Genomic DNA, 26,242 nt, shown 5'->3' with positions numbered 1-26,242 from the left:
TCGGTCCGCTCTGGGGGAGGGATATCAGCAGATCAAAACTCGGTGTTTGCGGTACCGGATTCAGCGGAGGCATCATCCCGATCATGCTGAGGGCTGCGCGTTCGATCTAGCGGCGGATACGGAAGGTGACGTGAAAGGCCCCGATTCACACCTCGTCGCCGTCGGCGAGTTCGGCTTGGTCGATCGGTTCGCGGTTGTGGCAGGTGCCATTCACGAGCCTGTATCCGCGAGAACGTACCGTTGGTTGGCCAGAAGTATTTCCGCCGCGCAACTGAGCGACCACCTCGTTGGGCATCACTCGCGTTGGTGACTCGTCGGGCATCCGGCGTCCGGTGCTGCTGCACTGGACACTTCCCGGCGGCAGGGCCCGCAGGACACCTTGAAGGAGTTGTTATGTTGCGAACACTGACAGTCGTCGGGTTCATCGCTGTGGCCACACTGGCCGGTTTGTTCCTCTACCGCCGCGCCGGTAAGCGCAGCTGACCACAAATGCTCGATCTTCACCGGCAGGGTTTCGCTGTGTCCGGGGTCGTGGCAGTGGTGTGCCGGGCACGGCGGTGAGCATCGCCGCGAGTTCGGCGCGCAGCGCGGTCGGCCGCCGCATCTCGGCGTCGATTTCGTCCAGGTGGCGGGCCAGCAGCTTCTCGGCGGGCTCGCAGGCGCACACGCCGGTGTCACGTACCTCCAGCAGTTCGCGGATCTCGGCCAGTTGCAGCCTCAGCCGTCGCGCGCCGCGGATGAACAGCAGGCGGTCGATGACGGTCTCGTCGTAGCTGCGGTGATCGCCGCTGGTGCCGCGTAGCTGGCGGCCAGGCGGTACTGGCCGCCGCCGATGACGGTGGCGTCGTGGTCGTTCACCGGGAACCTTTCACCGAGCCGCCACCTCGGACGCGAGTGACGGTTCGTTCGTCAGATGTCGTCGCGGGCGCGGCGGCGTTCGAGGAAGACGGTGTCGCGCCAGATGCCGTGGTGCTTGGCGATGCGTTCGCGGATGCCGACGGTGCGGTATCCGGCGGAGTAGTGCAGGGCGATGCTGGCGCGGTCTCCGGGAAGATCGAGGTTTGCAGCGTCCACAGGCCGTCGGTGTCGGCGGCGGTGACTTGCTTGTGCAGCAAGGCTTTTCCGATGCCAAGTCTGCAGAATCCGTCGCCGACGTAGACTGATGTTTCGGCAACTCCGGCGTAGCACTGTCTGTTCGACACGGGGGTGACGGCGGCCCATCCCGCGACTTCGCCGTCGATCTCGGCGGCCCAACTATGGTCCGGAAGCCATTTTGCTTCCAGGGATTTCCTGGGCGGGACTTCGGTTTCAAAGGTGGCGTACCCGGTGTCGATGCCCTCGGCGTAGGTGCGGCGTACTGCAGGCCAGTCCCCGGGTTCGAGGGATCGGACGGTGACGTCATCGGGTAGGTTGGTCGGGCAGCAAGGTCGCGCGAGCATGCCCATGACGGCCTCAGCCGCGTGGGGGAGTCCGGTGCAGCAGGCGGTGCCGACCGAGACACGGGTGGCGGTGCCTTCCTTGTGTAGCGGCACGAATCCGGCATCGGCGAGCTTGCGCACGTGGTGGGAGCCGGTGGACTGGCTGATGCCCAAGTGGGTGCGGGCCCGGTGGGTTTGGCCCCGCCGGCAAATGTTGCCGAGCATGGGCTGGAGCCGCTGGTACTGGAGGCGAGCAGCGAGGTGGGGGCCTCGGTGCGCCAGTGGGGGGCATGTGCGGTTGTTCTCGCAGTGGTCGGAGCTGATCGATCCGGCCACCGCCCGGCTTCTGGAGCAGCGGGGGTGAATCTCCACCCACCGTAGATGTCGTCAGTGCTCTCTACAGGCAGGTCCGCGCAGCTCACACGGGGTTATTTCACCCAGGTGAGGGGGCGTGTCGGGATTGGACAAAGCCACCGGATGCTTAACGTGGGACGTCATGTCGCACCCCGCGCATGACGCCATCGCCTGCCAAGTACGGGAGGCGATCGATACGGCATTGGTGGCCGTGCTCACCGGGGACGGTGACGCCACCCAACAGGCCCATCCCCACGTGCAGCGTGCCGTCGACCTGCTTGCCCAAAACGATGAACAGCCAGCGGTTGCGGACGACGCTGCCGAAGCTGTCCACGCCGCAAATGATCACCTGCGCTCGGGCCGGTGGGATGATGCGCGCTCCGCTCTGGTGACCGCCCGAGGACGCTTGGCACGGCCCGGTTCCCGCTACACCGCCACCCCATCCAGGGCAGAGAACTCCTCGGCCGAATAGCCCTGTGCAGGCCCCTTCGCCGCCGACGAACGAAGGAGAGCAGCTTCGGGTGCACGGTCAGTTACCGCCATGCTCGTACCTAACCCTCGGGCACTCGCGGTACCCGGAGTGAACCTACCTCCGTCACGCTGCGGCTGACAGCCCGTTTTGAGAGAGTCATCCAGACCCTGCAGGTTGGGAACATCGGGGTGCCATTGCTGTTCGGGCAGGCGAGTACTGAGTGAGAGGTAGTCGTAATGGGTCTGGTCAAAGAGACGCAGCGATCGCTGCACGCCACGGTGGGTGCCGCGGCGTGGACGATGGACGCGATACGCGCCATTCCCGATCAGATGGGGCGCGCGTGGCAGCAGCGCACGCAGTGGATGAACCGTGCCGGCGAAGCGTATGACGACCTCGCCGAGCGCGGGCAGGCCATCATGGGCGGCGCGAGGCAGGAAGTCCAGCACCAGGCCGGTCAGGTGGGCGAACAAGCCCGTCGAATCCCTGGCGTCGCGCGCGCCGAGGGGGCCATGACCGGAAGGGTCGTCGACGCAGACCAACTCCCGATCGCCGATTACGACAGCCTCACGGCGGGAGAAGTCGTCCAGAGACTGCAGGGTCTGTCTCAGCGGGAGCTGCAGAAGGTCGCAGGCTACGAAAAGCGGCACCGGGCGCGCGCGACCGTGCTGAACCGCATCGACGAACTGCTCGCCAAAAGCCCGACTACGACGACATGACTGCTGTGGAAGCGGTTTTGACCGCTGAGCAGCAAGAGGATCTAGGGCCGACGAAAGGCGCCACAAGCCGCGGCATCCTCGCGTCGGCTAGTTGGAGCCGCCGGCTGCCCAACGCGGGCGGGGCGTGGCCATACCTTCAGCCGGAGGCACTTCGTCCCTGCTCACGAGCCCCGGCATCAGTAAGGCTGAAAGTGCCTCGGGGCGGGATGGCGCTAGCGACTCACCAGACGAGCCCCGCCCGCCCCGAGGCCTTTCGCGATGCCGTCCCTTCATGGCGCGCAGGACCGGTAGCTGGGGCTCCTGCGGACGGTGTGGATCAAGAAGTACCACCGCACGATCACCGGCGACAGGTGTCAAACGTGTCCTGTCCGTCCACAGTGCACACGCTCCACCCGCAGCGGCCGGCAGTTAATGCTGCGGCCCCGCGAGATCCACGACACGGTCGAGCACGCCCGCGCCGAGCAGACCACCGACGAATGGAAACAACGGCACGCCACCCGTGCCGGAGTTGAGGGCACGATCCACCAAGCGGTCGCGGCCACCGGCATCCGCCGAAGCCGCTACCTCGGCCTGGCCAAGACCCACCTCGCCCACGTCATCGCTGCCACCGCGATCAACCTGATCCGCCTGGATGCCTGGTGAACCGGCACCCCACCCGGCAGGACACGCACCAGCCACCTCGCCAGACTCGACCTCACCCTCGCCGCATAACGATCAATTTCGTGGGCTGACCTGCTGATCCTGGCCGGCAACGTCGCACTGGAGTCGATGGGCTTCAAGACCTTCGGCTTCGCCGGTGGTCGTGAGGACGTCTGGGAGCCCGACGAGGACGTCTACTGGGGCCCGAGACCACGTGGCTCGGCGAGATCATCCGCCACGTTCGAAGCGTGTGCGCAATGCGTTGGTCAAGGCCTGAGGTCGAAGATGCCGAACGCGAATCTCCGGGCGGTGGTGGTGACGCCGTGGAAGTCCACACCGGAGACTCCAGCGGAGGCGCGTTGGTTGCGGTGCTGACCGAAAAGCAGACCGTGCTGTCTTCCGTGCCGGCCCGGGGTGATCAGAGCGGGAGGGGCCCGGTGAGTTGGGGGAGGGGGCCGATCTGCCAGGGATCGTTGTCGGTGGTGTGGGTGAGCCAGTGGTGTGCGTCGTGTTGGCCCATGGCGATGAGTTCGTCGAGGTATTGCGGGTCGAAGAACAGGTAGCTGAGCAGTTCGCCGTGGGCGGGGCTGTCGCCGCCGAGGAACTGGCTGAACAGCCGTTGGCGGGCTGAGCGGAGGCTGAGTTTGCGGCTGCTGGAGCGGAAGATCTCCAGGGCGTGTTCGCCGATCGCGCCGCGCCGGTCCGGCGCGACGAAGATGTAGGGGACCCGGCGGTATGGGGGTTTGCCCCGGGCCTTGCGGTATTGCTGTGTTGCGGGTGCGGCTGCGGGGTCGGTGTAGAAGAGGTTGATGTTGCCGAGGGTGATGATGTCTTCGGCCAGCGGGTCGACCAGGGCGCCTTCGAGCAAGTGCAGTGCTCCGTCGGCGAGGTCTGGGGGACTGCCTTCGTGTCGGCCCGGTTCGTCGGAGGGCGGGGTGACCGCGTCGGTGCCGATGACCACGATCCGGTCGGCCCCGAGGTCCAGCGCCGGTTTGATGGGGGTGTTCAGGCGGGTCGCGCCGTCGACGTACCAGCCGTGCGCCTCGGCTGGGGATTCGATGCGGACCGGTGGGAACAGGACGGGCAGTGCGGCGGAGGCCCGCAGGTGCACGTGGTCGATCGTCGCGGGTACGTAGTCGAGGACGTGGGAGCGGTGCAGCGTCGGCTGCACCGCGCTTTCGACGAACACGACGGTGCGGCCACTGCGGACGGCGGTGGCCACGACGGCCACGGCGTCGACGCGGCGCTGCATGACGTTGTGGTGCAGCGCGGAGAGGTCGATCCACTCTTGCAGGCGCCGTTCGAGCGGAGCCGGGTCCAGCAGGCTGGAGAACCGGAACCCCGGCAGAGACAGTGTTTCGCCCAGATAGCGGGTTGCGGCGAGGAGCAGGTGCTGGTGCAGCGGGCGCATGATGTGCCCGTTGCCGACATCGCGCCAGCGTTGCAGCATGCCCGCGGCGACGTCCTCGGCGCTGTGGTCGTGGGTCGCGGCGAGGTAGGCGGCGTTCATCGCGCCCACGCTCGTACCGACGAACAGGGACGGTCGCTGACCGCGGCGGTCGAGCTCGGGCACGAGAACGGACAGCACCCCTGCCTCGTACGCGCCACGGGCGCCACCGCCGGCCAGAACCAGCGCGATCCGCTCGCCGTCCACCCCACCCATCGTCGCATCGATCCGTGCAGTCCGTGCAGTCCGTGCACGCCGAGCTCTTCATCGGCATTGGTAGCCGATCAGGTGGTTGGCGGGCGGTCGGTGGGCGGCAGCCGCTGCCCGGTCGCAGCATCTCTGCGCGCCCCTCGATCGAGTGCGGTGGGAACGGAAGGACCCGAATGATGCAAGCGGATCTCGTGCTTGAGGGCGGTGGGGTCAAGGGGATCGGCACTGTGGGAGCCGTCCTGAGGCTGTTGGAGCTGGGCTATTCGTTTCCGCGGATCGCCGGTACCTCGGTCGGGGCGATAGTGGCCGCGCTGACAGCGGCGGGGGCCGACGCCCGGCAGATCCGCGGTGCGCTGGGCCGGTTGGAGCTGTCCCAGGTGCCTGAGCGGAAGCCGCCACGTCTGCCGTTGATCAGTGAGGGACTTGCACTGCTCACCCGAAATGGGGCGTACGAGGGCGACTACCTCCAGGAGTGGCTGGGGCGCGAGCTGCAGGCGCTCGGGGTGACGACGTTCGGCGATCTTCGCCGCGAGCCCGACGGCGACGACGGCAACCTGCACGACGATCAGAACTACAAGCTCGTCGTGCTGGCCACCGACATCACTCACGGTCGGCTGTTGCGGCTGCCGTGGGACTAAACCTGTTCGACCTCGAGCCCGAGGAGCAGTCCGTCGCCGACGCGGTGCGGATGTCGATGTCCATCCCGCTGTACTTCGAGCCCCAGCGGCTCACCGACCCGGTCACCGGCGCGACCTCGGTCATCGTGGACGGCGCGGTGCTGTCGAACTTCGCCGTGGAGATCTTCGATCGCACCGACGGGCAGCAGCCGCGCTGGCCGACCTTCGGGGTCCGCATCCTGCCCAATCTGCCGGCCGGGTTCGGCCAGGTCTTCCCCGCGTTCGGGCTGCCGCTGCCGCCGCCTTTCGAGCTGCTCAAGAAGGTAGTCGTCACCGCGTTCGTGGGAAACGACCAGACCCACCTCAATCTCCCCGAGGTCCGCAACCGCACGATCGCCATCGACACCTCGGAGGTGGGCATCACCGAATTCGGCGCAGACCCTGACACCGTGCAGGCGCTGGTACACCACGGGCGGGATGCTGTCGACACCTTCCTGGCCAACCGGCACGTTTAGGCCCTTCTGCACCGGGTTCTCATGTTGCGACCCACCATGTCGCTCGCTGGGTGTCGACCACCCGACGCAGCCCTACCTGATCAACACCGAGCACGCGAGCCACCCACCGCCCGACCTTATCGAGGTCGGCGCGCCGTGCGGGCTCTTCCTCGCTGGGCGTCGCCGGCATCGACGCACACTCGCGCCACTTGCCGTCCAGGGCGATATAGCCCATCACCCAGCGAGGCTGCTCCGGCTCGAGCTGTACCACGATGTTGCTGTGCGGTGGCTTCTGCATCGTCGAACCTTCACTTCACGGCACTGCGTCAGCAGCGTGTGCACCCATCGGCTGCCAGCCCAGAGCGGTGCGCAGCGCAATCTTTAGGAGTCGAGGTCGTCGAGTTCGGCGACGGCGTGGGGTAGGGCTTCGCTGAGCTTTTCGAGATCGCCGACAGCGCACCGGTTGGCCTGGACTCCAATGTGGACGAATTTCCGGTACGGGGTCACGGCGATGGACAGGGCGTGACCGGCGGCCAGCGGCGCCAGGGGATAGAGCTCACGCAGCGGGGCACCGTCCAGCGACACCGGAATGCCGGGCAGCGGCACGTTGGTGATCACGGTGTCGAACAGCAGACCAGCACTGTGACCTGCCAGTGAGCTGGTGAGTTGGTGCACGAGGGGCGGCATTCGACCGGCGAGCACGGGGAATGCACCCGGCCCGTGCAGCGGACCGGCGCTCTTGTTGCGGTCCATCGCGGCCCGGACGATCCGCAGCCGTGTCACGGGGTCCGGCTCGCCGACCGGCAGATCACACAGGTAGCCCGACAGTTGGTTGTTGTCGGGTCGGGACTTCTCTCGTGATCGGTGGTTGACCGGGACCAGGGCCCGGACGGTGAGCCCGTCGAGGGGGTGCCCGCGGGTGGCCAGCCACCGACGGAGTGCTCCGGTCAGGACCGTGAGTGCGATGTCGTTGGTCGTGCCGCCGTGGCGGGTGCGGATCCGGCGCATGTCCCGTCGTTCGATGGGGATTAGCGCCACGCGCCGTGCGGCTGACGCACGAGCGTGCAGCGGGGAATCCGGCGCGGGTAGTCGCATGTTGCGCACCACGGCGGAGGCGATCCCGACCGTCTGCTCCACGGTTGCCGGGAGATCACCGGCGGCGGACAGTGCGTCGCCGAGCAGCCGGTGCGGTCGGGAGAGCCTTGTCACTGCACGCCAGGCAGCGTTGAGCAAGGGATCCGCGGGCGGCGTGGTCTGCTGCGGTGGTGGGTCGGGGGTGAAGCCGTCTAGCAGTCCGAGTCCGGCTTCGACCGCTCCGCAGCCGTCGGCCAGGGCGTGGTGCAGCTTCACCAGAACCGCGACCCGGTCACCGTCCAGGCCGGTGATCACGTGCAGTTCCCACAGCGGTCGGCTCAGATCCAGCGGTAGGGCGTTGAGCTCTGCGACGAGCACAGCGAGTTCTTCACGACCGCCCGGTGAGGGCAGGTGGTGGGTGTGGACGTGGTCCCGGGTGTGGAAATCGGAAGGCTCTTCCCAGTGCGCGTGACCGGGTGGAAACCATGAGCTGCGGACCCGCAGGTTCAACCGCGGAATCTGCGCCGCTCGCCCTGCGAGCACGCCCGCTACTCGCCCCGGATGCACTGGACGTCGCGGTGCGAACACTGCGACCGCGCCGAGGTGCATCGGTGCCGCGTCCCGCTCCAGACACAAGAACGCCCAATCGAGCGCACTGACCTCACCCGTTTTCATCGCCCGTCCTCACCACCGATGTCCGGCTTGCTATTCATGCACCACCCGCTTCGGCCCGCTCGCCGGAACCCTCGAAGCAGCGTGGATAGATCCACTCAACGGACCTTTCTCACGGATTCACATGCCCAGGCTCCGGCACACGCGCACCGCGATCTGGTCCGCCAGAGTGCCGAGTGGTTGTTCCAATTCCCGTTTCGCATGCCCACCGAGGTACGCATCAGCCCACCGCGATTCGGCTTTTGTCCGCCGCGCTGCCGGATCGGACTCACGACTCGGGGAGCGGACGGGATCGACGGAGTCGGAGTTCATGGGCACGAATGCACTCCGTTCCGTCGCGTGTGCTGTGCTGCGGTCATCACAGCGTCACCAATCCGGCGGACATTGCACGCACGAGTCATCGCCCCATCCCTCGTAGTAGCCCCGCGCGTGGCGCTGCTCGCGCTCCCACGTCTCGGCCCTCCACGAATCGGGCACTGCGTGCGGTCGTGTCCCCGCCCCGCGTTCGAAGCCGCATACCTCTGCTGCATCCGCCGAAGCACCACGTTCCCGCTCTCCTCACACACGTGCCGACACCTGCCACTCGGCCCGCAAACCACGATCGCTCCACCGGGATCGCCGGCACCGGGAACGCGCTGTCGAACAATTCAGCGCAGATGCATTCGATTGCGTTCGGCGACACAAAGCCGAAACCGTGTCCGAAGTGGATGATCCACGATTTCGAGTGGTGTTGACCCTAGTGCAACCCGCGCCGCACGCAACCTTCTTCGACAAGATCCACTTACGGTCATTCCGCCTTGATCGCCTCGGTGCGTGCCGAGAGGTTCTGCGGCCACCCACATGTGTCCACCGGAGGCACGCAGAATCCTCTCGCCGATCAGGTTTGATGACGCTACGCGTTCACGGAATGGTGAGTCGGAGGACACGATCAGATCCGAGCTGTGACGAACAAGTCGCCCCGTGCGCCGCGCAGGTTCAACACCTCGGCTGGACGTAGAGCCGCCGGAACGCAATCAGCGGCCTGTTGCCGCTGATTGCGGGCGCCAGCGCTTGAGCACGTAATACCCGAGGCCCGCGGCTACGGCGACCGGCCATTCGATGAGATCCACCAGCACCAGGGCGCCGATGCCGAGGTAGACGGGCAGCCCGTTTTCGGGGAGTACGCGCCGGGCGACATCCACCGGAAGCAGAACGGCTGCGGCGATCTGATCGGCCAGCTCTGGGCGACCGTGCCCCGCCCCTTCCTCAATGGCGCTTCTCTTCGCTGCTGTGACCATGGCCTCTCCCTACCGGGCCCAGGAAACCATGCTATTCCCGCTCGGACCGCTGCAGAAGTTCTCTCCAGGCACCTCGCGGGGCACTAGTCGACTCTTCACCACTGCAGGGTTCGCTCGATCGTGTTCGATACGGCAACCGGCCAGCCGGGCGTGACGCGGGGAGGTAGGCGCCATCGATACTGGCCAGGGTGGGGATGGATCCCGGCGGACAGGCAGCGATGGGCTTCGTGAACTACGTCTACGAGGTCGCTCGCGGCCTGGGCGTGTGCTCCGAGAACCCCGTGGATGGCATTGAGGTCGAGTTCGAACTGCTGACCTCGGCCTACATCGCGTTGCCGTGCCACGCCCCGACCTTCCCCACCTACGATCTCGCCCTCGTGTGGGATGAGGAAAGCGGCTGGGCCGTGGCGATCGAAACGGATCCAGACCTTGGTAGGCGATCGCGATCGGCGGGTCGCTCGTGGTCGCCTTCGTCGACGATCTCCTTGCGGGCCGGCAACCAGGGCAGCCGAGCCGTCCGGTGTTCCGCCGGATCGGCGATGACGATGATCTACGTGGCCGCCTGGCTGGTTATCGCCGCTCGCCTTGACGAGGTCCGATTCCCAGCCGCCGTCGGTACTGACCCGGTCAGGTTTATGGGATGCGGTGGCCCTGACCGGTCGCCCACCCTCCCGGCAAGAGTTCACGCGGGGTCGTCACAGGCCTGATCGGCGCGGCAATGGAGGTGGCTCAGGGACGCCTCCCCAACGTCGCTGCCCTCCTGCAGCAGATCGTCGATTGCTCAGGCCCAGCAGTACGGGGATTCGGGCGGATGAAGTGCGGGACGCGCTCATGCTCGACCGGGCGACTCCGCTGGACCCGTCACGCCCGGCGCAGGATCTCCTTGAAGACCTTCTGGACGGCATCCGCGGCTGCTGGCTGCTCTACGGCGAATATGCCGACGAACTCGATGACAGCGGGCTCAGTGACGGTGCCGACGACGAAGAAGTATGAACGTCGGGATGCCGAGCTTGGCCAACGCTGTTCGAGTCGAGGCCACGTCCGAACGCGACCGACTTCTGTAACGACCACCTCGGCCTCACGCGGTCCTGACATTGCGGCCAGCGGCAGCAGCCCCTCCGGCCTCAGGGTCGCTGACGCGCTCGCTGCGCGACGGGCCTGCGGCCCGCCCTTGACCCCGGAGCCCTCTGCTGCCCGCACCAAACCGCGGCGCGGGCAGGCCCACGGGGCCGTGCCCGCCACGCGACCCGGTCACGAGAGACTGATCCCTACAAATCAGTCTCTACGGTTTCAGGGGATTGCCACTTCCGCCCCACACCGGGACTGAAGACGCGACAAGGGGCGATCGCGGTCTGGCCCCAACTTGCTGGCAATGGGCGGTGAAGACGCCCACGTGGACCAAGCGTGGATGGCCCCGCGAGCCCTATCACGTCCGTACGATCCATTGTTGTCAACACCGCTACATCTCAAAGACCTCGACGATCCCGCTACGTTGACCGTCACCCCGCAGGCAACGCCGCAACCAGGACCGTTTGACCGGTCTGTGCAGTCCCTTGGGTCCGTTGCGTCCGGGCTGCACCCGTTTATAACTCCGGACTGTTCACGTTGCTTGCCCACGATGCGGTCCGGTTACAGGCCTGCTCGCCTTCACTCCACGTCCTCGCCTGGACCAGGTAACACCTCAGTGAACGGATGTAGATGCCCGGCGCCCTGAACTGCGCAGCAACGTCGACAGCCCTAGCCTGAATCCCCTGGACACGAGCAGCCCTGGGAGAAGATCCGTGGTGGGAGCGTCAACGACTGCACTTGGCCGAGCGTCGTTGCACCGGGTCGTGGTCCCACTGCTTGAGGCGGTCACGGCGCCACATGGTCCGGACCGCTATCTAGAGATGCTTAACCCGATGTGGTCGCTGCGCGAGGTGCGGGCCAAGATCATCGACGTACGCCAAACCGCTCGCGGCAGTGTCACGCTAGCGTTGCGGCCCAACGGCAACTGGCGGGGTTTCCGCGCGGGGCAGCATGTCGCGTTCACCATCGAGATCGACGGGGTGCGTCGAACACGCTGCTACTCACTGGCCTGTTCGGTGTATTGCCCCGACGGCCTGCTGGAACTCACGGTCGCCGCTGAGCCGGAAGGCGTGGTTTCCGGCCATCTGCACTCCGACGCCGGTCCAGGCGCCATGGTTCGACTATCGCAGGCGCAGGGCGGTTTCACATTGCCGGACGACCGCCCTGAACACATCCTGCTGATCAGCGGCGGCAGCGGGATCACACCGGTGATGTCGATGCTGCGCACGCTGTGCGACGACGGTTTCTGCGCGACAGATCGTGCCGGACGGGTCACCTTCTTGCATTACGCCCGGAGCGCCGACCACGTCGCCTACCGTGACGAGCTGGCGGTGCTGGCCGCCGAGCACCCCGGGCTGCGGCTGCTGCGCGCCTACACCCGCGGTAGCGGTGGCGAGCTCGCCGGCCGGTTCGAGCCAACGCACCTGCCCAGCCTCGGCTCGGACGCGGCGGCGTGGGTGTGCGGGCCCGCCGGACTGGTCGACGCGGTCCGCGCGCTGTGGGACTGCACCGGGATCAGCGTGCCGCTGCAGACCGAGCAGTTCACAGCACCCGCGGCGGCGCTGCCCGCGGACGATGGCGAGCCTTACGGTGAGGTGCGCTTCACTCACAGCGGCCGCCGGGTGGCCAATACCGGCGCGACCCTGCTCGAGCAGGCCGAGACCGCCGGCATGAACCCCCAGTTTGGCTGCCGGATGGGCATCTGCCTCACCTGCACCAGCCGCAAGACCACCGGCAGCGTCCGTCACCTGCACACCGGCGAGTTGTCCACCGAGCCGGACTCCGAGATCCAGATCTGCTCCACCGTGCCCGTGGGTGACGTCGCCGTCGACCTGTAGCCGCCTGCCCTAGGAGGAGTCGTCATGCCGCCCAACGCTCCCGCCCTCACACCTGAGCAGTGTGAGGCCTTCGGTGCCGAGATGGACGCGCTGCGCCAACGTATCGTCTCCGATCTCGGCGCCGAGGACGCCGAGTACATCCGTCAGGTCGTCCGCGTGCAGCGTGCGCTGGAGGTCACCGGCCGTGGCCTGCTCTTCGCCGGGTTCCTGCCACCCGTGTGGCTCGGCGGCGTCGCGGCGCTGTCGCTGTCGAAGATCCTTGACAACATGGAGATCGGCCACAACGTCCTGCACGGCCAGTACGACTGGCTGCGGGACGAGGCGCTGAACTCCCAAACCTTCGAAATGGACATCGTCGCCCCTGCCGAGCTGTGGAAACGCTCGCACAACTTCGGCCACCACACCTACACCAACATCGTCGGTAAGGACCGAGACATCGGGTACTGGATTCTGCGGCTGACCCCTGAGCAGCGCTGGAGCCCCTACTACCTGGGCAACCCGGTGTACGCGGCCCTGTTGTCGGTGATCTTCCAGTGGGGTGTGATGCTGCACGACCTGGAGGCCGAACGGGTCCTCTCCGGGGAAAAGGGTTGGGACGAGGTTTCGTCCGACGCGAAGAAGATGGCCGCCAAGTCGCTGCGCCAGGTCGGCAAGGACTACGTGCTGTTCCCGGCGCTGACCGGCCCGTTGGCGCCGCTCACCTTCGCCGGCAACGCCTCGGCAAACCTAATCCGCAACCTGTGGGGATTCTCGATCATCTTCTGCGGGCACTTCCCCGACGACGTCGTCACCTTCACCGAGGAAGAGGCCGCGAACGAGAGCCGTGGGCAGTGGTATGTGCGCCAGCTGCTCGGCTCGGCGAACATCACCGGCAGCAAGCTGTTCCACCTGCTCTCCGGCAACCTCAGCCACCAGATCGAGCACCACCTGTTCCCCGACATCCCGGCGCGGCGCTACTCCCAGATCGCCGAGGAAGTACGAGACACCTGCCGCCGCTACGGACTGCCGTACAACACCGGACCGCTACACCGACAGCTCGGCTCGGTCGCCCGCAAACTCGTCAGACTGGCGCTGCCCGGAGGAGGACCAGGCGGCAAGCACACCGAGACACCAGCCACAAAGAACCAGGCGGCCTAGCTAACTGCCTGTTGAAGGACCACACCGCGCGTGCTGAATCAGGGCCCAGGCTGCCCGTCAGCCATGGTTGCCATCGGTGTCCGCGTCTGGCCACGAGCAGGCGCTTTGCGGTAGGTACCTCCCGGCGGTCGTGCCGTCTCCGATGATCTCCTCGACGACATCCTCCAAGGTCACGATTCTCACCGGCGGCAACATGCAGCCCCATCTGGTTCCGGTCCAGGCGCCCGCCGTCGCCGGAATCGCTCCGTGGCTCGTCCACGAACTGATCTACTGCCGCTGGTACTACCTGCGGCTCGCCCACAGCGGTGCGCAGGACCACGATTCCGCGATCAACGAATGACCGGGCTGCATTAACACGAGCCTGTTTTATGCGGTGTTGCGGATGGTGTTGAGTGCGGTGATGGCGGTGTCGCCTCGGTGGGGAGGGTGTGCTCTGGCGGCACGTCCCGCTATGGAGCTGTCGCCCGCAGGCACCATGAACACCAGCAACCTTCACGCTGAACACGAAACCGACACCGTGAGCAGCGACATCGGCAGGATCACCCCACGGTCATGCTCATCGTCAACGCCCGCTTCATGCTCATCGTCAACATACTGTTGGCACCGGTGAGGTGCTCGGGCGGCGGTTATGTGACTGGGTTCAGTCCGCGTCGGAGCGCGTCGAGGGTTTCGGCGGTCTGGCGTCGGGATACGGCCGCGCTCGTGATGATGGCCGATCGGTGAAAGGTGCCGGGGAATTGGTGCAGCTCGACCGACACTAATCGATACGATTATTTCAGTTCTTAATGAAATCTATCCGAGTGTTTGGGCTCCCGGTCATCGGTCTCCGGTCATCGGTCATCGGTCTAATGCTGATACGCCCTTGGCTGAATTTCGGAGTCGCTTCAGTAGTGCCGGGAGAGATGTGAAGGGCCCGGTGGCATGCCGGGCCCTTCGTCGGGCTTAGCTTGTTGTGGGGTTGGTGGTCGGGTTGGTTGGCTGTCGCGGGTTTGTGTCTGGTGCGAGTGGGTGTGGTTCGCCGGTGAGTGCGGCGAGTGCGGTGGCGATTTCGTGGATGCTCGCGCGGATATAGGTGGTAGTGGTTCCTCCGTCTGCGCCGGTGCTGTCGGTGTGGCCGGCGTAGGCGCGGGCTACGGCGTAGCCGAAGTTGCGTTCGACCCAGGTGAGGGTGGTGTGGCGGAGCCAGTGGGTGCTGATCTGCTGTGTGGCTACCCAGGGCAGGTGCTTGCCGAGGCGTGTCCACAGGTGGTCGTAGCGTCGTTTGGTGATCGATTCGCCGTTGCGGTAGCGCAGCAGTTGCCCGCCGTGCTCGACGGCACCCCGTTGTTCTCCGTGTTCGCGAAGGTGCTTCATCAGGGTCGGGGAGACCGGTTGCCCGCGGATGGTGTCGCCTTTCTCCTGTAGCAGGATCAGGCACTGGTCAGGGTCGAGGTCGCGGGGCCGTAGTGCGAGTGCTCCGCCGCGCCGGCATGCGGTTTCGATGTGCAGCCGAAGCAAGAGCGTGTCCAGGGCGGGATCGTTGCCTGTCGTCGCGGCCACGTGGTTGATCTCGTCCAGTCGGGAGTCGGGTAGTCCACGGCGGGTGCTCGGTAGGCGGCGGGGTTTGGGGACCTTTCTCGCGGGGTTGTCGGTTTCGTTGATGTGCCCGTCGGCGATGGCGTGGTTGTAGAGGCAGCGCAGTGCTGCGATGAGGTGTTCGGCGGCGCCGCGTCCGCCGCGGGCGTTGCGGCGGATGACGACCTGGGCCCTGATGTGTTCGGTGAGATGCTTGATCTCCAGGGCGGTGGGCTCGTCCAGTCGGCGATCGCCCCAGTGCTGTTCGATTCGTTTCCAGTAGGTGCCGTAGACCCGTCTGGTTCCGGCCGAGACGGCCGCGGAGACCTGGGGGATGTACTCGGCGAAGGTCGGGGCCATGGGCCGGGTAGTGGGGGAGTTGACGAGGTCGTGTGGGGAGATGCCGAGTCGGGTGAGGAGGACTCGTGCGGCCTCGATTTCCTCCGGGCTCGCCCCAGAAGTGATCTTGCTCTCGGTCATGGGGTCTCACCGCCTCGCAGTGCGGCGTGTCGTGGCGCCAGGGCGTGGTCGAGGGCGGTCATGGTGTCGATCAACAGGAGGTCCCGGTCGGGATCGGCGACGAGGAGGACGGGGTCGCCGGTATGGATGCCGCAGCGGGTGCGAGCTGCGAATGGAAGCACGATGTGGGGCGTGTCCGGCAGCTGATGGATTCCACCCGGGTCCGGACTGAGGACAAGTACGTCCGAGATCACGCTGAGGGCGGTTCGCTGGCCCGGGTGCCATCCCAGTGTGTGCAGGATCGGCCGGGCCGATATCCGGCCGGAGGGATCCACCCGGCCTATCCCGTAGGTCGCCGAAGGCTGCTGCGGTCCGGCAACGGTAGGCATCGGCAAGCCCCGGCCGCCGACACGCAACGGGCCGCTGGGCTGGGCCGTCTTCCTTCTAGGTGGGACCAGGCCCGCCACGACGCGCTCACCCATGGCCGCCACCACCTCGGCGACCAGCGCACACCAGGCGAGAAGCGACCAGCGAACGCACACAACCGCAGTGGCGAACTGACCACTGCGGGCTGCGGTACGACCACCTTGCTTGGTGGGGAAATTTCACCAGTTTTTGTGTCCGAGGGGGGACTTGAACCCCCACGCCCATTAGTAGGGCACTAGCACCTCAAGCTAGCGCGTCTGCCATTCCGCCACTCGGACATCTTCGGTTCGGCCCTCTTTCCTTCGGGCCGTCCCACTGTGTTGTGTACATAGATTAGCCCATGGTCAAAAGCGCTCCAACGGCACCCCCCTCTTGGTTGAGCGGGTGATAGAAATGCCTGGTGAGCGCACATAACGAGGGTATCTCCGGCACTGATCACGACGCTGGATTGCTGCGGGCCGAGCATGAGGTCGTCGGTTTGGCCAGCGACCTGATCCGCATCGACACCACCAACACGGGCGACCCCGAGACACTCGTGGGGGAGCGGGCCGCCGCCGAGTTCGTGGCCGCCAAGCTCAGCGAGGTCGGCTACGACGTCGCCTACGTCGAGTCCGGGGATCATCCCGGGCGGGGCAATGTCGTCGCCCGGTTGCCAGGGGCCGACTCGACGCGGGGCGGGCTGCTGGTGCACGGGCACCTCGACGTCGTGCCCGCGGATCCTGCCGAGTGGTCCGTTCATCCCTTCTCCGGGGCTGTGCAGGACGACTATGTGTGGGGTCGGGGCGCCGTCGACATGAAGGACATGCTGGCCATGAGCCTCGCCGTTGCGCGGCGGCTCAAGCGCGATGACATCACTCCGCCGCGGGATGTCGTCTTCGCTTTCTTGGCCGACGAGGAGGCCGGCAGCTTCCACGGGGCGCAGTGGCTGGTCGATCATCGGCCGGAGCTGTTCGAGGGCTGCACTGAGGCGATCAGCGAGGTCGGCGGCTTCTCGGTGACGCTCAAGGACGGCGTGCGCGCCTATCTGATCCAGTCCGCCGAGAAGGGTATCCGCTGGTTGAAGCTGCGGGTGCGGGCTCGCGCCGGACACGGCTCGATGGTGCACGACGACAACGCTGTGACCAAGCTCTCCGAGGCTGTGGCCAAGCTTGGCAACCACCGCTTCCCCCTGGTGTTGACCGACTCGGTACGCGAGTTCCTTGATGGCGTGACCGAGATCACCGGCTGGGACTTCCCGGAGAACGACATCGAGGGCGCTGTGGCCAAGCTCGGGAACCTTTCGCGGATTGTCGGAGCCACGCTGCGCGACACCGCGAACCCGACGATGCTCACCGCCGGGTACAAGCACAACGTGATCCCGTCGGTCGCCGAGGCCGCCGTGGACTGCCGGATCCTGCCCGGTCGGGAGGAGGCCTTCGACCGTGAGCTGGCCGAGCTCCTCGGGCCGGACGTGGAGCGGGAGTGGGTCGGGTTGCCGCCGGTGGAGACCAAGTTCGAGGGGCGCATCGTCGATGCGATGACCGCTGCGCTGCTCGCCGAGGATCCGGGTGCGAAGGCGCTGCCCTACATGATGTCCGGTGGGACCGACGCGAAGTCGTTCAGCCGACTGGGCATGAACTGCTACGGCTTCGCGCCGTTGAAGCTGCCCGCGGACCTCGACTTCGCCGCCTTGTTCCACGGCGTTGACGAGCGAGTGCCGGTGGAGTCGCTGAAGTTCGGGACCCGCGTGCTCGACCGGTTCATCCGCAACAGCTGATTGTCGGTGCCGTCTGGTTTCATCTACCCGAGTTGATCATGATCACGGGGAGGTGTGGCGTGGACGTGGCGCGCTTGATCGAGGTCTACCTGGAGCACCTGCAGGCCAGGAAGCTCGCGGCGAACTCGCTGCGCGCTTATCGCCGCGACCTGGAGTCGGTGGCCGGTGAGCTGGTCGAGCTCACCGGCACCAGCGCCGACCGGTTGGCCGTGGACCGGGTTACCGCTTCGGTGCTGCGGTCGGCGTTCGCGCGGTTCGCCGCTTCGCGGTCTGCTTCGTCGGTGACCCGCGCCTGGTCGACCTGGAACGGTTTCTTCGGGTTCCTCGTGGTCGAGGGCGCAGTGTCCGGCAACCCGATGCAGGTGGTGCCGAAGCCGCGCAATGCCCCCTCGACGCCGAAGCCGTTGCAGGGCGAGGACACGCCCGAGCGGCTGCTGCGCACGGTGGCCGCCGGGGCGCGTCGTACGCGGAATCCGTGGCCGGAGCGCGACCTGGCCGTGCTCGCCACGTTGTTGTGCACCGGGGTGCGGTCGGCCGAGCTGTTGGAGCTCACCATCGCGTCGTTGGCGGGGCGGCCTGGAGATCGGCGGCTGCACGTGCACGGCAAGGGCGGCAAGAACCGATCCATTCCGATCGAGGACACCCTGGACTCGTTGATCCAGAGCTACCTGCAGTCACGGCGGGCGCGGTTCGGTGAGCGGCTGCCCGGTGGCGAGCCGTTGTTCGTCGATCACCACGGCGATGCGCTGCGGCGGGGCGGCCTGCAGTACCTCGTGCGGCAGTCTTTGCGGGCTGCGGGCGTTTCCGATCGGGTGCAGCCGGGTGCGATGGTGCACGCCTTGCGGCACACCTTCGCGACGCGGCTTGCTGAGGACGGGGCGAGTGCCGCCGAGATCGCCAAGCTGCTCGGGCACTCCTCGATCAATTCGAGCCAGACCTACATCGACGTGACCGCGCGCGAACAGCGGTTGTCGGTGCGCGCGAACCGGACGTTGCAGGTGCTCGGCGAGCTCTCCGGCGGTTAGTGCCCTGATCGGGTACGGCCCCCGGGGCGAGAACCCCAGCAGTGGTTATCGGGAACGACCCCCGGAGCGATAACCCCAGCCGTGGTGGGTGGGCCTGCGGAGCGAAACCCTTCTCAGCCCCACGTGTCGGCGGCTGCCAGGCCGATTGCCGCACCGGTCGGGTCAGCTACCACAGATGTGGTGCCCAGCAAGGGGTGATCGCTGCGGTAGATGGTCTTGCCGCCCAGCTTCGGCGCGCGGGCGCTGATCGCGTCGACATCCTTGACCGCGAAGTAGCACAGCCAACCCCAGCCAGCCGGTCGGCGCGTCGTGCGGGATGCCAGCGGTCGCTCGCCGACGAGGTACTGGTCGGCGAGCACCGACCAGCCCAGGATGTCGGCCCAGAACGTGTCAGCGCGCTCCAGGGCTTGCGTGCTCAGCTCGACCCAGCAGGGCTCGCCTGGGCGCGGGCTCGGCGCCCAGGGGCCGTGCTGGGCCCGCCCCTTGACGACGAGCGCGACCGCGTCGTCGGGACCGGTCAGCGAGCCGTCTTGGGTCGTTCCGGCGAACATCGGCCGCCAGCCGGGTCGTTCGCCGCCGCGGGGAGTGCGCATCGCGGCGCAGCGTCGGTTGCCCACCCAGCAGTCGAAGCCGGCGCCGGTCGGTGCCAGGGTCCAGTCGAGCAGGGCCCGGTAGAAGACTGCCGAAGCTATCGGGTCCTGGCTGATCAGGTCGGCGCGGCGCAGGCCGCGGACTACGGGACGTGCGGGCACCGTCGATTCCTTGCCACGGCTGGGGACCAACCCATCCTGGTCATCCAGACCGGTGGGCACAATGCTCCGTTCGTCCTCACCGCAGCCGTTCGAGCTCCTCGGCCACGGCGACGACCTGGGCGGCGAGCTTGCGCAGTTCGGCCTGGTCGGCGGCGTCCTCGACCGCGGTGACCACGTCCTCGGCCGCGCAGCGCAGCTGGAACAGCCGGTCCTGCAGGTCTGCCAGTTCGGCCGCTGAGAGCACCACCGCGTCCTCTGGGAGGCCGCCGCGCTGGACCGCGGTGCGGCGTTCGTAGGCGCGTTGGCGGCAGGACTGCGCGCAGTACAGGCGGGGACGTCCCTGCCGGCCCGCTTCCGGAACGCGACGTCCGCACCAGGCGCAGTGCCGGGTTTGGCGTTGGCGGCGGGGCGGTGGGACGGAGGTTTCCACGATCGATCACGTTAGCCAAGGGCCCCGCCTGCGCGGTGAAGGCACGCCGATCAGGCAGAGTTGCTCGCGTGACGCATCCTTTCCTGCTCGGCCCCCGGCCCCGCGCGTTCGCCCACCGCGGTTGGCACCTGGGGGAACTGCACGATCTGGAGAACTCGCTGGCCGCGTTCCGTCGCGCCGCTGACGAGGGCTACCGCTACATCGAGACCGATGTCCACGCGACCGCCGACGGGGTCGTGGTGGTGAACCACGACGCGACGCTGGACCGCACCGCGGACGGTCGTGGCGCAATCGAGCGGTTGCCCTGGTCCGTGGTCGGATCGGCGTTGATCGGCGGTCGAGAACCCGTGTGCAGCCTGGACGCTGCGCTGGAGGAGCTGCCGGAGACGTTCTTCAACGTCGACATCAAGGCGGACTCGGCGATAGGACCCGTGCTGCGGACGCTGCGCGCGCACAATGCCTGGGACCGGGTGTGCCTGGCGTCGTTCGCCGAGCACCGGTTGGCCGAGCTGCGCCGGGCCGTCGGGCCGCGGCTGATGACCTCGACCGGGCGCCGGTCGGCCGGGTTTCTGTGGCTGGGCTCGCGGTGGGGCGGCTGGCCGCTGCGGTCGTCGGTCGCCGGTGGCGCGGCCCAGGTTCCGCGAGAATTCGGGCCGCTGCGCTTGATCGACTCCCGCTTCGTGCGCCAGGCTCATCGCTGGGGGATCGAGGTCCACGTGTGGACCGTCGACGACGCCGCGGAGATGCGGGAACTGCTGGATCTCGGCGTGGACGGGCTGGTCACCGATCGGCCGGACGTGCTGCAGGAGGTGTTGCGAGAGCGGACCGGCGAGCCGCAGCCGGAAATCGGTGGATGAGCAGAACTACGCATTGTCCCCGCACGGACCTCCACCGCATTCCTTGAGCCAGTAAGGTCCGGTTACCCAATTGAGTGATCTTGGCCGGAGGACCGAACGGATGAGCGTGATGGACAGCGACCTGGCGCCCGACGCCGCGCGGAGGCGGCGCCGGGAACAGCGGGGTTGGTGTTGGTATGACTGGGCCAACTCGGTGTTCCCGACATCGGTGACAACGGTCTTCCTCTCGCTCTACCTGACCTCGGTGGCGACGGAGGCCGCCAAGGCCGACGTGGCGCACAACGGCCCGAACGCTTGTCCCCAGGACAACGCGCTGGTGCAATGCGACATCTCGGCGTTCGGGCTGGTGTTCCCGGCCGGCTCGCTGTGGGGCTACCTGCTGTCGGTGGCCACTGTCGTGCAGGTGGTGGTGCTGCCGATCACCGGCGCGATCGCGGACCGCACCCAGAGCAAGCGGCTGATGCTGGCGATCTTCGCCTTCGGCGGCGCTGCGATGACGGCGTTGCTGGCGCTGGTCGGCGGGCAGAACTGGCAGCTCGGCGTGGTGCTGTTCATCATCGCCAACATCTGCTTCGGCGCGTCGGTGGTGGTCTACTACTCTTTCCTGCCGGAGATCGCCGACGTCGATGAGCGGGACGACGTCTCGACCCGCGGCTGGGCCATCGGCTACCTGGGCAGCGGTGCCGCACTGGCCATGCACCTGGTGATCTACCTCGGGCACGACTCGGTTGGCCTGAGCACGGAAGCCGCGGTGCGGCTGATCTTCTTGTCCTCGGGCGTCTGGTGGGCGGTGTTCACGCTGCTGCCGCTGGCGGCCCTCCGGCAGCACCGGAACGTGGAGAAGACCGAGCGCGGTGCGTCCGCCGTCACCGCCGGCTTCAAGCAGCTGGTCACGACGTTCCGGGAGGCGAAGCACTTCCCGCTGACGCTGGCGTTCCTCGGCGCGTACTGGATCTACACCGACGGCATCTCCACGGTCACCCAGGTTTCGGCGCAGTACGGCAGCCTGGAGCTCAAGCTGCCGCAGGACTCGTTGATCATCACGTTGCTGATCGTGCAGTTCATCGCCTTCGTCGGCGGGATGCTGCACGGGGTGGTGGCGCGGCGGATCGGCGCGAAGAAGACGATCCTGATCAGCCTCGCCACCTGGCTGGTGGTGCTCGTCGCCGCGTACTTCGTGCAGGCCGGGCAGGACATGCAGTTCTACGGCCTGGCGGTGGGCATCGGTCTGGTGCTCGGCGGCACCAACGCGCTGTCGCGGTCGCTGTTCAGCCAGATGGTGCCGCCCGGCCGGGAGGCCGAGTACTTCTCGTTGTACGAGGTGGGGGAGCGGTCCACCTCGTGGCTGGGCCCGCTGGTGTTCGCCGGGGTCGGGCAGGCGACGGGGTCGTTCCGGCTGGCCATCATCTCGTTGGTGGTGTTCTTCGCGGTCGGGTTGGTGCTGGTCTCGCTGGTGCCGGTGCGGCGGGCGATCGAGGCGGTCGGCAACCCCGCGCCGAAGGTCCTCTGAGTCGATTTGCGGCGACGCTGCGTGCGCGGCGCGTGACGATCTGCGGCCGCCTCGCCAAGGCGGCCGCGTTGCTCCATGCTGGTGACAGGCGCTGCCGGGGTTGTCCGTGTGATCGGAATATGCCGGTACGCAGCGTTGTTACAAGAGGGAACCAAATAGTGCTACATTCAGTTACCGATTTTCGTCCTACCGCGCCCGATCGTGTCGTGATCTACGTCCCACTATCGCTACTTTTCCGAGACCTGGCTTGGCAATAGTGACTCAACATCTGGCACTATCACCCGTTCGAACGCACCTATAGATTGCGAGTGGGATAACGCGTCACAAACGCAGACCGGCTGCATCTCTAGGGAGACAAGCTGTCGTTGATGGGTGAACAACGTCACCGACGGCAACCAGAACCACCACACCGGGAACATACGGCGGGCCCCCCGTCGTTGCACACGGTGAGCACAATCGCCCGGGCTCGGTCCCGGGCCGAAGTGAAAGGAACCGTCATGGCCGACCGCGTTCTGCGTGGCAGCCGGCTCGGAGCCGTGAGCTACGAGACCGACCGTAACCACGACCTCGCACCGCGCCGGACGGTGCGCTACGCCTGCCCCAAGAGCCACGAGTTCGAGGTGCCGTTCTCCGACGACGCCGAAGTGCCGCCGACCTGGGAGTGTCGCCTGCACGGCACCGAGTCGAAGATCATCGACGGCAACGAGCCGGAGCAGAAGAAGGCCAAGCCGCCGCGCACCCACTGGGACATGCTGCTGGAGCGGCGCACCATCCCGGAACTCGAGGAGTTGCTCAACGAGCGCCTCGACCTGCTGCGGGAGCGGCGCGGGCAGTCCGTCTGAGCAAGAGCATTCGACGAAGCGCCTGGGACGCTGAGTCCCTGGCGCTTCGCCGTGTTCAGCGCTTCAAGCCGCGCAGGAGGTTCGTCGCTTGGTTGCCCCGGCGGCGCAGGCCCCACTTCGTCACGCGGACCAGGGCCTCGCGCACGACCTCGGCGTCCATCTTCGAGGTGCCGATCTCGCGTTCCACGAACGTGATCGGCACCTCGACGACCACGAACCCGGCCTCCACCGCGCGCCACGCCAGGTCAACCTGGAAGCAGTAACCCTGCGAAGCGACGTTGTGCAACTGCAGCGTCTCCAGGACCTCCCGCCGGTACACGCGGTAACCGGACGTGATGTCGTTGATCGACACGCCGAGCGCCAGCTTGGAGTACACGTTGGCGCCGCGGGACAGCAGCTCCCGGTACCAGGGCCAGTTCACCGTCCGCCCGCCGGGCACGTAGCGCGACCCCAGCACGACGTCGGCGCCGGTGCCATCCGGGCCGAGCATGCCGGTCAACCGGGGCAGGTCCTCGGGAGAGTGCGAGCCGTCAGCGTCCATCTCGATGACCGCGTCGTAGTGCCGTGCCAGCGCCCAGTCGAAACCCGCCACGTACGCCGCGCCGAGCCCAGCCTTCTCGGTCCGGTGCATCACGTGCACCCGCTCGTCCTCGGCGGCGAGCTCGTCGGCGACGTCACCGGTGCCGTCCGGGCTGCCGTCGTCGACGACCAGCACGTGCGCCATGGGTAGAGCGGTCAGCAGCCGTCGCACGATCGGTTCCAGGTTGTCCCGCTCGTTGTAGGTGGGGATCACCACCAGCGCCGAGTCGGCACCGGCTCCGGGGGATTGCCGGTTCGCCATCCATGTCCTCCTAGCCGGTCCGATCGGCCGGCTGCGCATTCGTTTGTTCGGGTTCAGACGTCCGCTTCGCGCCGGGGCCGCCACCAGGACAGCACCACCGCGCCGACGCCCAGCACGACCAGTGTCCACATCGGAGCGCTTCCCAGCTCGGTGGCGAGCGTCTGCGTCGACCGCAGCGGCACGTCGGCGACGAGGTTCTGCGCGGTGAACAGCTCGGTCTGCTGGGTCACGGTGCCATCCGGTTGGACGACTGCGCTGACCCCGCTGGTGGCCGCCACCAGGACCGCCCGCCCGTGCTCCACGGCGCGCAGGCGCGACATCGCCAGCTGCTGGTAGCTCATCTCGGAGTGGCCGTACCAGGCGTTGTTGGTCGGCACCGCGAGCAGCGTCGCGCCCTGCTGGGCGGCGCCGGTGAACACGTCGTCGTAGGCGACGTCGTAGCAGATCCCGACGCCCAGGTGGACGGCTCCGACGTCGAGGACGCCGGGCTCGTCGCCGGGCACCATGTCCTGGCGGAAGCGGTCCACGAACGGGCTGACCAGTCGAGCCACCGGCCGCATCGGGATCGTCTCTGCGAAGGGCACCAGGTGTTGCTTGATGTAGCGGTCGCCCGCGCCCGATGCCGGATCCCACCGGATGATCTGGTTGTGCAGCTGGCCGTCGGCGTCCTCGCCGAGACCGCCGACCACCAGCGGGACGCCGAGCTGGGCGGCGATGCCGGACAGGTCCGGGTCGGTCCGGCTGGGGCCCCAACTGCCGACCTGCTCGGGCAGCACGACGAAGTCCGGTTGCGGTACCCGGCCCGCCTTCACATCGTCGGCGAGCTGCTGCGCGGCGGCGATGTGGTTGGCGTGCAGCACGTTGTCCTCGTAGAGCAGGCCCAGCCCCAGGTTGGGCGCATTGCCCTGCACGATCGCGACCCGGGCGGTGCCGGCGTTGGGATCGGTGCCGATGAACGGCAGGATGGCCAGGCCGGCCACCAGCGGCACGAGGACCGCGGCCATTGGGGTGGCCCAGCGGCGCGGGGTGCGCGCGCGGCGGGCCAGTTCGGCCAGGCCGCCGCCGACCACCGCGACGGAGAATGACACCAGGGCGGTGCCGCCGAGCGCAGCCAGCGGCAGGAACAGGCCCGTGTCCTGGGTAAACGCCAGCCTTCCCCACGGGAATCCGCCGAAGGGCACGGCGGAGCGCAGCGCCTCGGCGGCGACGAACACCGCCGCCATCCACACCGGGGCACCCTGCAGTCGGCTGACGCGCGCCATCCCGGCCCCGCCGAGCGCGACGAACAGCGCTTGGACGGCGGCCACCCCCAGCCACGGCCACGGACCGAAGTCGGCCCCCAGGAAGTCCTGCAGCCAGCCCAGCAGTGGCAGCAGGTACGCGGAACCGAACAGCAGGCCGTAGCCGAACCCGGCGCGGGCCTTGCGGCCGCGCAGCACCGCCACGAACACCGCGAACGCGATCGGCGCGATCCACCAGAGGTCGCGCGGGGGAGATCCGGCGTATAGCGCGAACCCGGCGGCGACGACCGCCAGCATGCGCAGCCAGACCGCGCCGAACGATCGGCCTCTGGCCTTGCTGCGGCCCTGCCGCTCAGCGCGCTGAAGACGAGCCGTGGGGACAACCACCCGATCAACCTTCTCGGTGCCGCGGTCCCGGACCGGCCAGGACGGAAACGTTCTGTCGTGTTCGTGCGTGGGCAGCCCGGCGCGCACTCAAACAAATGTACGCCGGGCGGCCGAGCCGGGACGGCAGTGGGCAAATCCGAACAAACGCCCGAAGTGGACGCGGCGATGTTCTCGCCGCTGCGGCGGATCAAGTCCTTGGTGCGTACCGAGTAGTAGACGCGGCCGTCGTCGTCCATCCGGGCCAGGTCGCCGGTGCGGAACCAGCCTGCACGGAAGGCGCGTTCGGTGGCCTCCGGATCGCGGAAGTAGCCGTGCATCAGGCCGACGCCGCGGATGGCCAGCTCGCCGACCTCGACGCGCGGCACTGGTGCGCCGGCGTCGTCGACGAAGCCGGCGACCAGTCCGTGCGCGAGCGTCGTTTAGTAGCGCAGCGCGCAGCCCTTGGGGGCGCCGGAGGTGTACTGGACGTTCGCGAGCGCCTGCGGGGTCGGCAGAGCGCACTGGGGTGCTTCGGCGGTCGGGAGGTCGATGGTGGGGACCTCGCCGGTGGCGGGCCCTGGACCTGGGCACCATCCAGGTCCATCTCGAGGCCGCCGCGCCGCGGGTGCGCTGCCGGGAACATGGGCCCGCCGTGGTGCGGCTGCCGTGGGCGCGCCACGACGCCGGGCACACTGACGCCTTCGACGACACGTGGCGTGGCTGGCGGTGCGCTCCTCGAAATCGGCCCCA

General features: G+C 67.5%; 25 protein-coding genes, 1 tRNA gene and 6 pseudogenes. 17 read left to right on the top strand and 15 right to left on the bottom strand.

The window, feature by feature from the left end; genetic code table 11:
* Positions 1-625 precede the first annotated feature (625 nt).
* Together DL519_RS48530 and DL519_RS10105 are read right to left on the bottom strand one after the other, a co-directional pair.
* Positions 626-772, bottom strand: a pseudogene (locus DL519_RS48530) (MerR family DNA-binding protein); the annotation flags it as partial.
* Between the two features lie 137 nt (positions 773-909).
* Positions 910-1,592: pseudogene (locus DL519_RS10105) on the bottom strand (GNAT family N-acetyltransferase); the annotation flags it as partial.
* On the opposite strand from DL519_RS10105, the pseudogene DL519_RS46030 reads away from it, so the two are divergent.
* Positions 1,578-1,779 (top strand): annotated as a pseudogene (locus tag DL519_RS46030) (flavoprotein); the annotation flags it as partial. The pseudogenes DL519_RS10105 and DL519_RS46030 overlap by 15 nt on opposite strands.
* Before the next feature lie 120 nt (positions 1,780-1,899).
* On the opposite strand, the gene DL519_RS10100 reads toward DL519_RS46030, so the two are convergent.
* The gene (locus DL519_RS10100; protein ID WP_190814210.1) at positions 1,900-2,121 is read right to left on the bottom strand and encodes a hypothetical protein; all 222 of its coding nucleotides are present in this window, start codon (positions 2,119-2,121) and stop codon (positions 1,900-1,902) included.
* A gap of 359 nt (positions 2,122-2,480) precedes the next feature.
* Here DL519_RS10100 and DL519_RS10095 point away from each other — a divergent pair, with 359 nt between their 5' ends.
* The 3 genes and pseudogenes from DL519_RS10095 to DL519_RS49815 form a co-directional block, all read left to right on the top strand.
* Positions 2,481-2,960, top strand: coding sequence for a hypothetical protein (locus DL519_RS10095; protein ID WP_190814208.1), 480 nt, complete (start codon positions 2,481-2,483; stop codon positions 2,958-2,960).
* Between the two features lie 309 nt (positions 2,961-3,269).
* Positions 3,270-3,602, top strand: coding sequence for a transposase (locus tag DL519_RS10090; RefSeq protein ID WP_223838678.1), 333 nt, complete (start codon positions 3,270-3,272; stop codon positions 3,600-3,602).
* A 69-nt stretch (positions 3,603-3,671) separates the two neighbouring features.
* Positions 3,672-3,826 (top strand): annotated as a pseudogene (locus tag DL519_RS49815) (peroxidase family protein); the annotation flags it as partial.
* Between the two features lie 191 nt (positions 3,827-4,017).
* Here the strand turns inward: DL519_RS49815 and DL519_RS10080 are convergent.
* The gene (locus DL519_RS10080; protein ID WP_190814206.1) at positions 4,018-5,262 is read right to left on the bottom strand and encodes a patatin-like phospholipase family protein; all 1,245 of its coding nucleotides are present in this window, start codon (positions 5,260-5,262) and stop codon (positions 4,018-4,020) included.
* Positions 5,263-5,429: 167 nt separating this feature from the next.
* Between DL519_RS10080 and DL519_RS49810 the strand changes: the two genes are divergently transcribed.
* Positions 5,430-5,894 (top strand): patatin-like phospholipase family protein, encoded by a 465-nt coding sequence (locus tag DL519_RS49810; protein WP_397544942.1) that lies wholly within the window; start codon positions 5,430-5,432, stop codon positions 5,892-5,894.
* Positions 5,885-6,388, top strand: coding sequence for a patatin-like phospholipase family protein (locus DL519_RS10075; protein ID WP_397544941.1), 504 nt, complete (start codon positions 5,885-5,887; stop codon positions 6,386-6,388). Before DL519_RS49810 ends, DL519_RS10075 begins: the two co-directional genes overlap by 10 nt.
* A gap of 19 nt (positions 6,389-6,407) precedes the next feature.
* Here the strand turns inward: DL519_RS10075 and DL519_RS10070 are convergent, their stop codons facing one another.
* The 3 genes from DL519_RS10070 to DL519_RS10060 form a co-directional block, all read right to left on the bottom strand.
* Entirely contained in the window at positions 6,408-6,665 is a 258-nt protein-coding gene (locus DL519_RS10070; RefSeq protein WP_190814204.1) for a hypothetical protein, read from the bottom strand.
* Positions 6,666-6,748: 83 nt separating this feature from the next.
* Positions 6,749-8,116, bottom strand: a complete 1,368-nt coding sequence (locus DL519_RS10065; RefSeq protein ID WP_190814202.1) for a wax ester/triacylglycerol synthase family O-acyltransferase — start codon at positions 8,114-8,116, stop codon at positions 6,749-6,751.
* Positions 8,117-9,126: 1,010 nt separating this feature from the next.
* The gene (locus DL519_RS10060) at positions 9,127-9,390 is read right to left on the bottom strand and encodes a hypothetical protein (protein ID WP_190814200.1); all 264 of its coding nucleotides are present in this window, start codon (positions 9,388-9,390) and stop codon (positions 9,127-9,129) included.
* A gap of 194 nt (positions 9,391-9,584) precedes the next feature.
* On the opposite strand from DL519_RS10060, the gene DL519_RS10055 reads away from it, so the two are divergent.
* From DL519_RS10055 to DL519_RS10035, 5 genes are all read left to right on the top strand, one after another.
* Entirely contained in the window at positions 9,585-10,097 is a 513-nt protein-coding gene (locus DL519_RS10055) for a DUF6292 family protein (protein ID WP_190814198.1), read from the top strand.
* A 109-nt stretch (positions 10,098-10,206) separates the two neighbouring features.
* The gene (locus DL519_RS10050) at positions 10,207-10,383 is read left to right on the top strand and encodes a hypothetical protein (RefSeq protein ID WP_190814196.1); all 177 of its coding nucleotides are present in this window, start codon (positions 10,207-10,209) and stop codon (positions 10,381-10,383) included.
* 839 nt (positions 10,384-11,222) lie between these two features.
* Complete coding sequence (locus DL519_RS10045; RefSeq protein WP_317891355.1) at positions 11,223-12,296, top strand: ferredoxin reductase; 1,074 nt, start codon at positions 11,223-11,225, stop codon at positions 12,294-12,296.
* 24 nt (positions 12,297-12,320) lie between these two features.
* The gene (locus tag DL519_RS10040; protein ID WP_190814194.1) at positions 12,321-13,433 is read left to right on the top strand and encodes a fatty acid desaturase family protein; all 1,113 of its coding nucleotides are present in this window, start codon (positions 12,321-12,323) and stop codon (positions 13,431-13,433) included.
* A gap of 76 nt (positions 13,434-13,509) precedes the next feature.
* Positions 13,510-13,773, top strand: a complete 264-nt coding sequence (locus DL519_RS10035) for a hypothetical protein (RefSeq protein WP_190814192.1) — start codon at positions 13,510-13,512, stop codon at positions 13,771-13,773.
* A 602-nt stretch (positions 13,774-14,375) separates the two neighbouring features.
* Here DL519_RS10035 and DL519_RS10030 read toward each other — a convergent pair.
* The 3 genes from DL519_RS10030 to DL519_RS10020 all read right to left on the bottom strand — a co-directional run bounded on the left by DL519_RS10030 (position 14,376) and on the right by DL519_RS10020 (position 16,150).
* Positions 14,376-15,467: a tyrosine-type recombinase/integrase gene (locus tag DL519_RS10030; protein WP_190814190.1), complete on the bottom strand. Its 1,092-nt coding sequence runs from the start codon at positions 15,465-15,467 to the stop codon at positions 14,376-14,378.
* The gene (locus tag DL519_RS46015; RefSeq protein WP_223838677.1) at positions 15,464-15,928 is read right to left on the bottom strand and encodes a hypothetical protein; all 465 of its coding nucleotides are present in this window, start codon (positions 15,926-15,928) and stop codon (positions 15,464-15,466) included. The genes DL519_RS10030 and DL519_RS46015 overlap by 4 nt, the downstream gene beginning before the upstream one ends.
* Positions 15,929-16,064: 136 nt before the next feature.
* A tRNA-Leu gene (locus tag DL519_RS10020) sits at positions 16,065-16,150 on the bottom strand.
* A gap of 122 nt (positions 16,151-16,272) precedes the next feature.
* Here DL519_RS10020 and DL519_RS10015 point away from each other — a divergent pair.
* Together DL519_RS10015 and DL519_RS10010 are read left to right on the top strand one after the other, a co-directional pair.
* Entirely contained in the window at positions 16,273-17,628 is a 1,356-nt protein-coding gene (locus tag DL519_RS10015) for a M20/M25/M40 family metallo-hydrolase (protein ID WP_397544940.1), read from the top strand.
* Positions 17,629-17,687: 59 nt separating this feature from the next.
* Complete coding sequence (locus DL519_RS10010; RefSeq protein WP_223838675.1) at positions 17,688-18,653, top strand: tyrosine-type recombinase/integrase; 966 nt, start codon at positions 17,688-17,690, stop codon at positions 18,651-18,653.
* Positions 18,654-18,766: 113 nt separating this feature from the next.
* Here DL519_RS10010 and DL519_RS10005 read toward each other — a convergent pair whose 3' ends face one another.
* Positions 18,767-19,405 (bottom strand): VOC family protein, encoded by a 639-nt coding sequence (locus DL519_RS10005; RefSeq protein ID WP_223838674.1) that lies wholly within the window; start codon positions 19,403-19,405, stop codon positions 18,767-18,769.
* A gap of 76 nt (positions 19,406-19,481) precedes the next feature.
* The gene (locus DL519_RS10000; RefSeq protein WP_190814183.1) at positions 19,482-19,835 is read right to left on the bottom strand and encodes a hypothetical protein; all 354 of its coding nucleotides are present in this window, start codon (positions 19,833-19,835) and stop codon (positions 19,482-19,484) included.
* Positions 19,836-19,903: 68 nt separating this feature from the next.
* Here DL519_RS10000 and DL519_RS09995 point away from each other — a divergent pair, with 68 nt between their 5' ends.
* The 3 genes from DL519_RS09995 to DL519_RS09985 all read left to right on the top strand — a co-directional run bounded on the left by DL519_RS09995 (position 19,904) and on the right by DL519_RS09985 (position 23,044).
* The gene (locus DL519_RS09995) at positions 19,904-20,692 is read left to right on the top strand and encodes a glycerophosphodiester phosphodiesterase (protein ID WP_190814181.1); all 789 of its coding nucleotides are present in this window, start codon (positions 19,904-19,906) and stop codon (positions 20,690-20,692) included.
* Positions 20,693-20,792: 100 nt separating this feature from the next.
* The gene (locus DL519_RS09990) at positions 20,793-22,202 is read left to right on the top strand and encodes an MFS transporter (RefSeq protein WP_190814179.1); all 1,410 of its coding nucleotides are present in this window, start codon (positions 20,793-20,795) and stop codon (positions 22,200-22,202) included.
* A 497-nt stretch (positions 22,203-22,699) separates the two neighbouring features.
* Positions 22,700-23,044, top strand: coding sequence for an RNA polymerase-binding protein RbpA (locus DL519_RS09985; RefSeq protein WP_190814178.1), 345 nt, complete (start codon positions 22,700-22,702; stop codon positions 23,042-23,044).
* A gap of 55 nt (positions 23,045-23,099) precedes the next feature.
* Here DL519_RS09985 and DL519_RS09980 read toward each other — a convergent pair whose 3' ends face one another.
* The 3 genes and pseudogenes from DL519_RS09980 to DL519_RS09970 form a co-directional block, all read right to left on the bottom strand.
* Positions 23,100-23,885 carry a polyprenol monophosphomannose synthase gene (locus DL519_RS09980; RefSeq protein ID WP_190814176.1) on the bottom strand — a complete coding sequence of 262 codons (786 nt, stop codon included), beginning with the start codon at positions 23,883-23,885 and terminating at the stop codon, positions 23,100-23,102.
* Between the two features lie 53 nt (positions 23,886-23,938).
* On the bottom strand, positions 23,939-25,513 hold the full coding sequence (gene lnt / locus DL519_RS09975; RefSeq protein ID WP_223838673.1) for an apolipoprotein N-acyltransferase: 1,575 nt from the start codon (positions 25,511-25,513) through the stop codon (positions 23,939-23,941).
* A gap of 158 nt (positions 25,514-25,671) precedes the next feature.
* Positions 25,672-25,896, bottom strand: a pseudogene (locus DL519_RS09970) (acyl-CoA synthetase); the annotation flags it as partial.
* A 128-nt stretch (positions 25,897-26,024) separates the two neighbouring features.
* Here DL519_RS09970 and DL519_RS46010 point away from each other — a divergent pair.
* Positions 26,025-26,239, top strand: a pseudogene (locus DL519_RS46010) (transposase family protein); the annotation flags it as partial.
* Between the last annotated feature and the right edge of the window lie 3 nt (positions 26,240-26,242).

The organism is Saccharopolyspora pogona (assembly GCF_014697215.1).
In the GTDB taxonomy this organism is placed as follows: Bacteria; Actinomycetota; Actinomycetes; order Mycobacteriales; family Pseudonocardiaceae; genus Saccharopolyspora; species Saccharopolyspora hattusasensis.
Note: the sequence above shows the minus strand (reverse complement) of the source record. Positions and strands in the feature narration are given on the sequence as shown.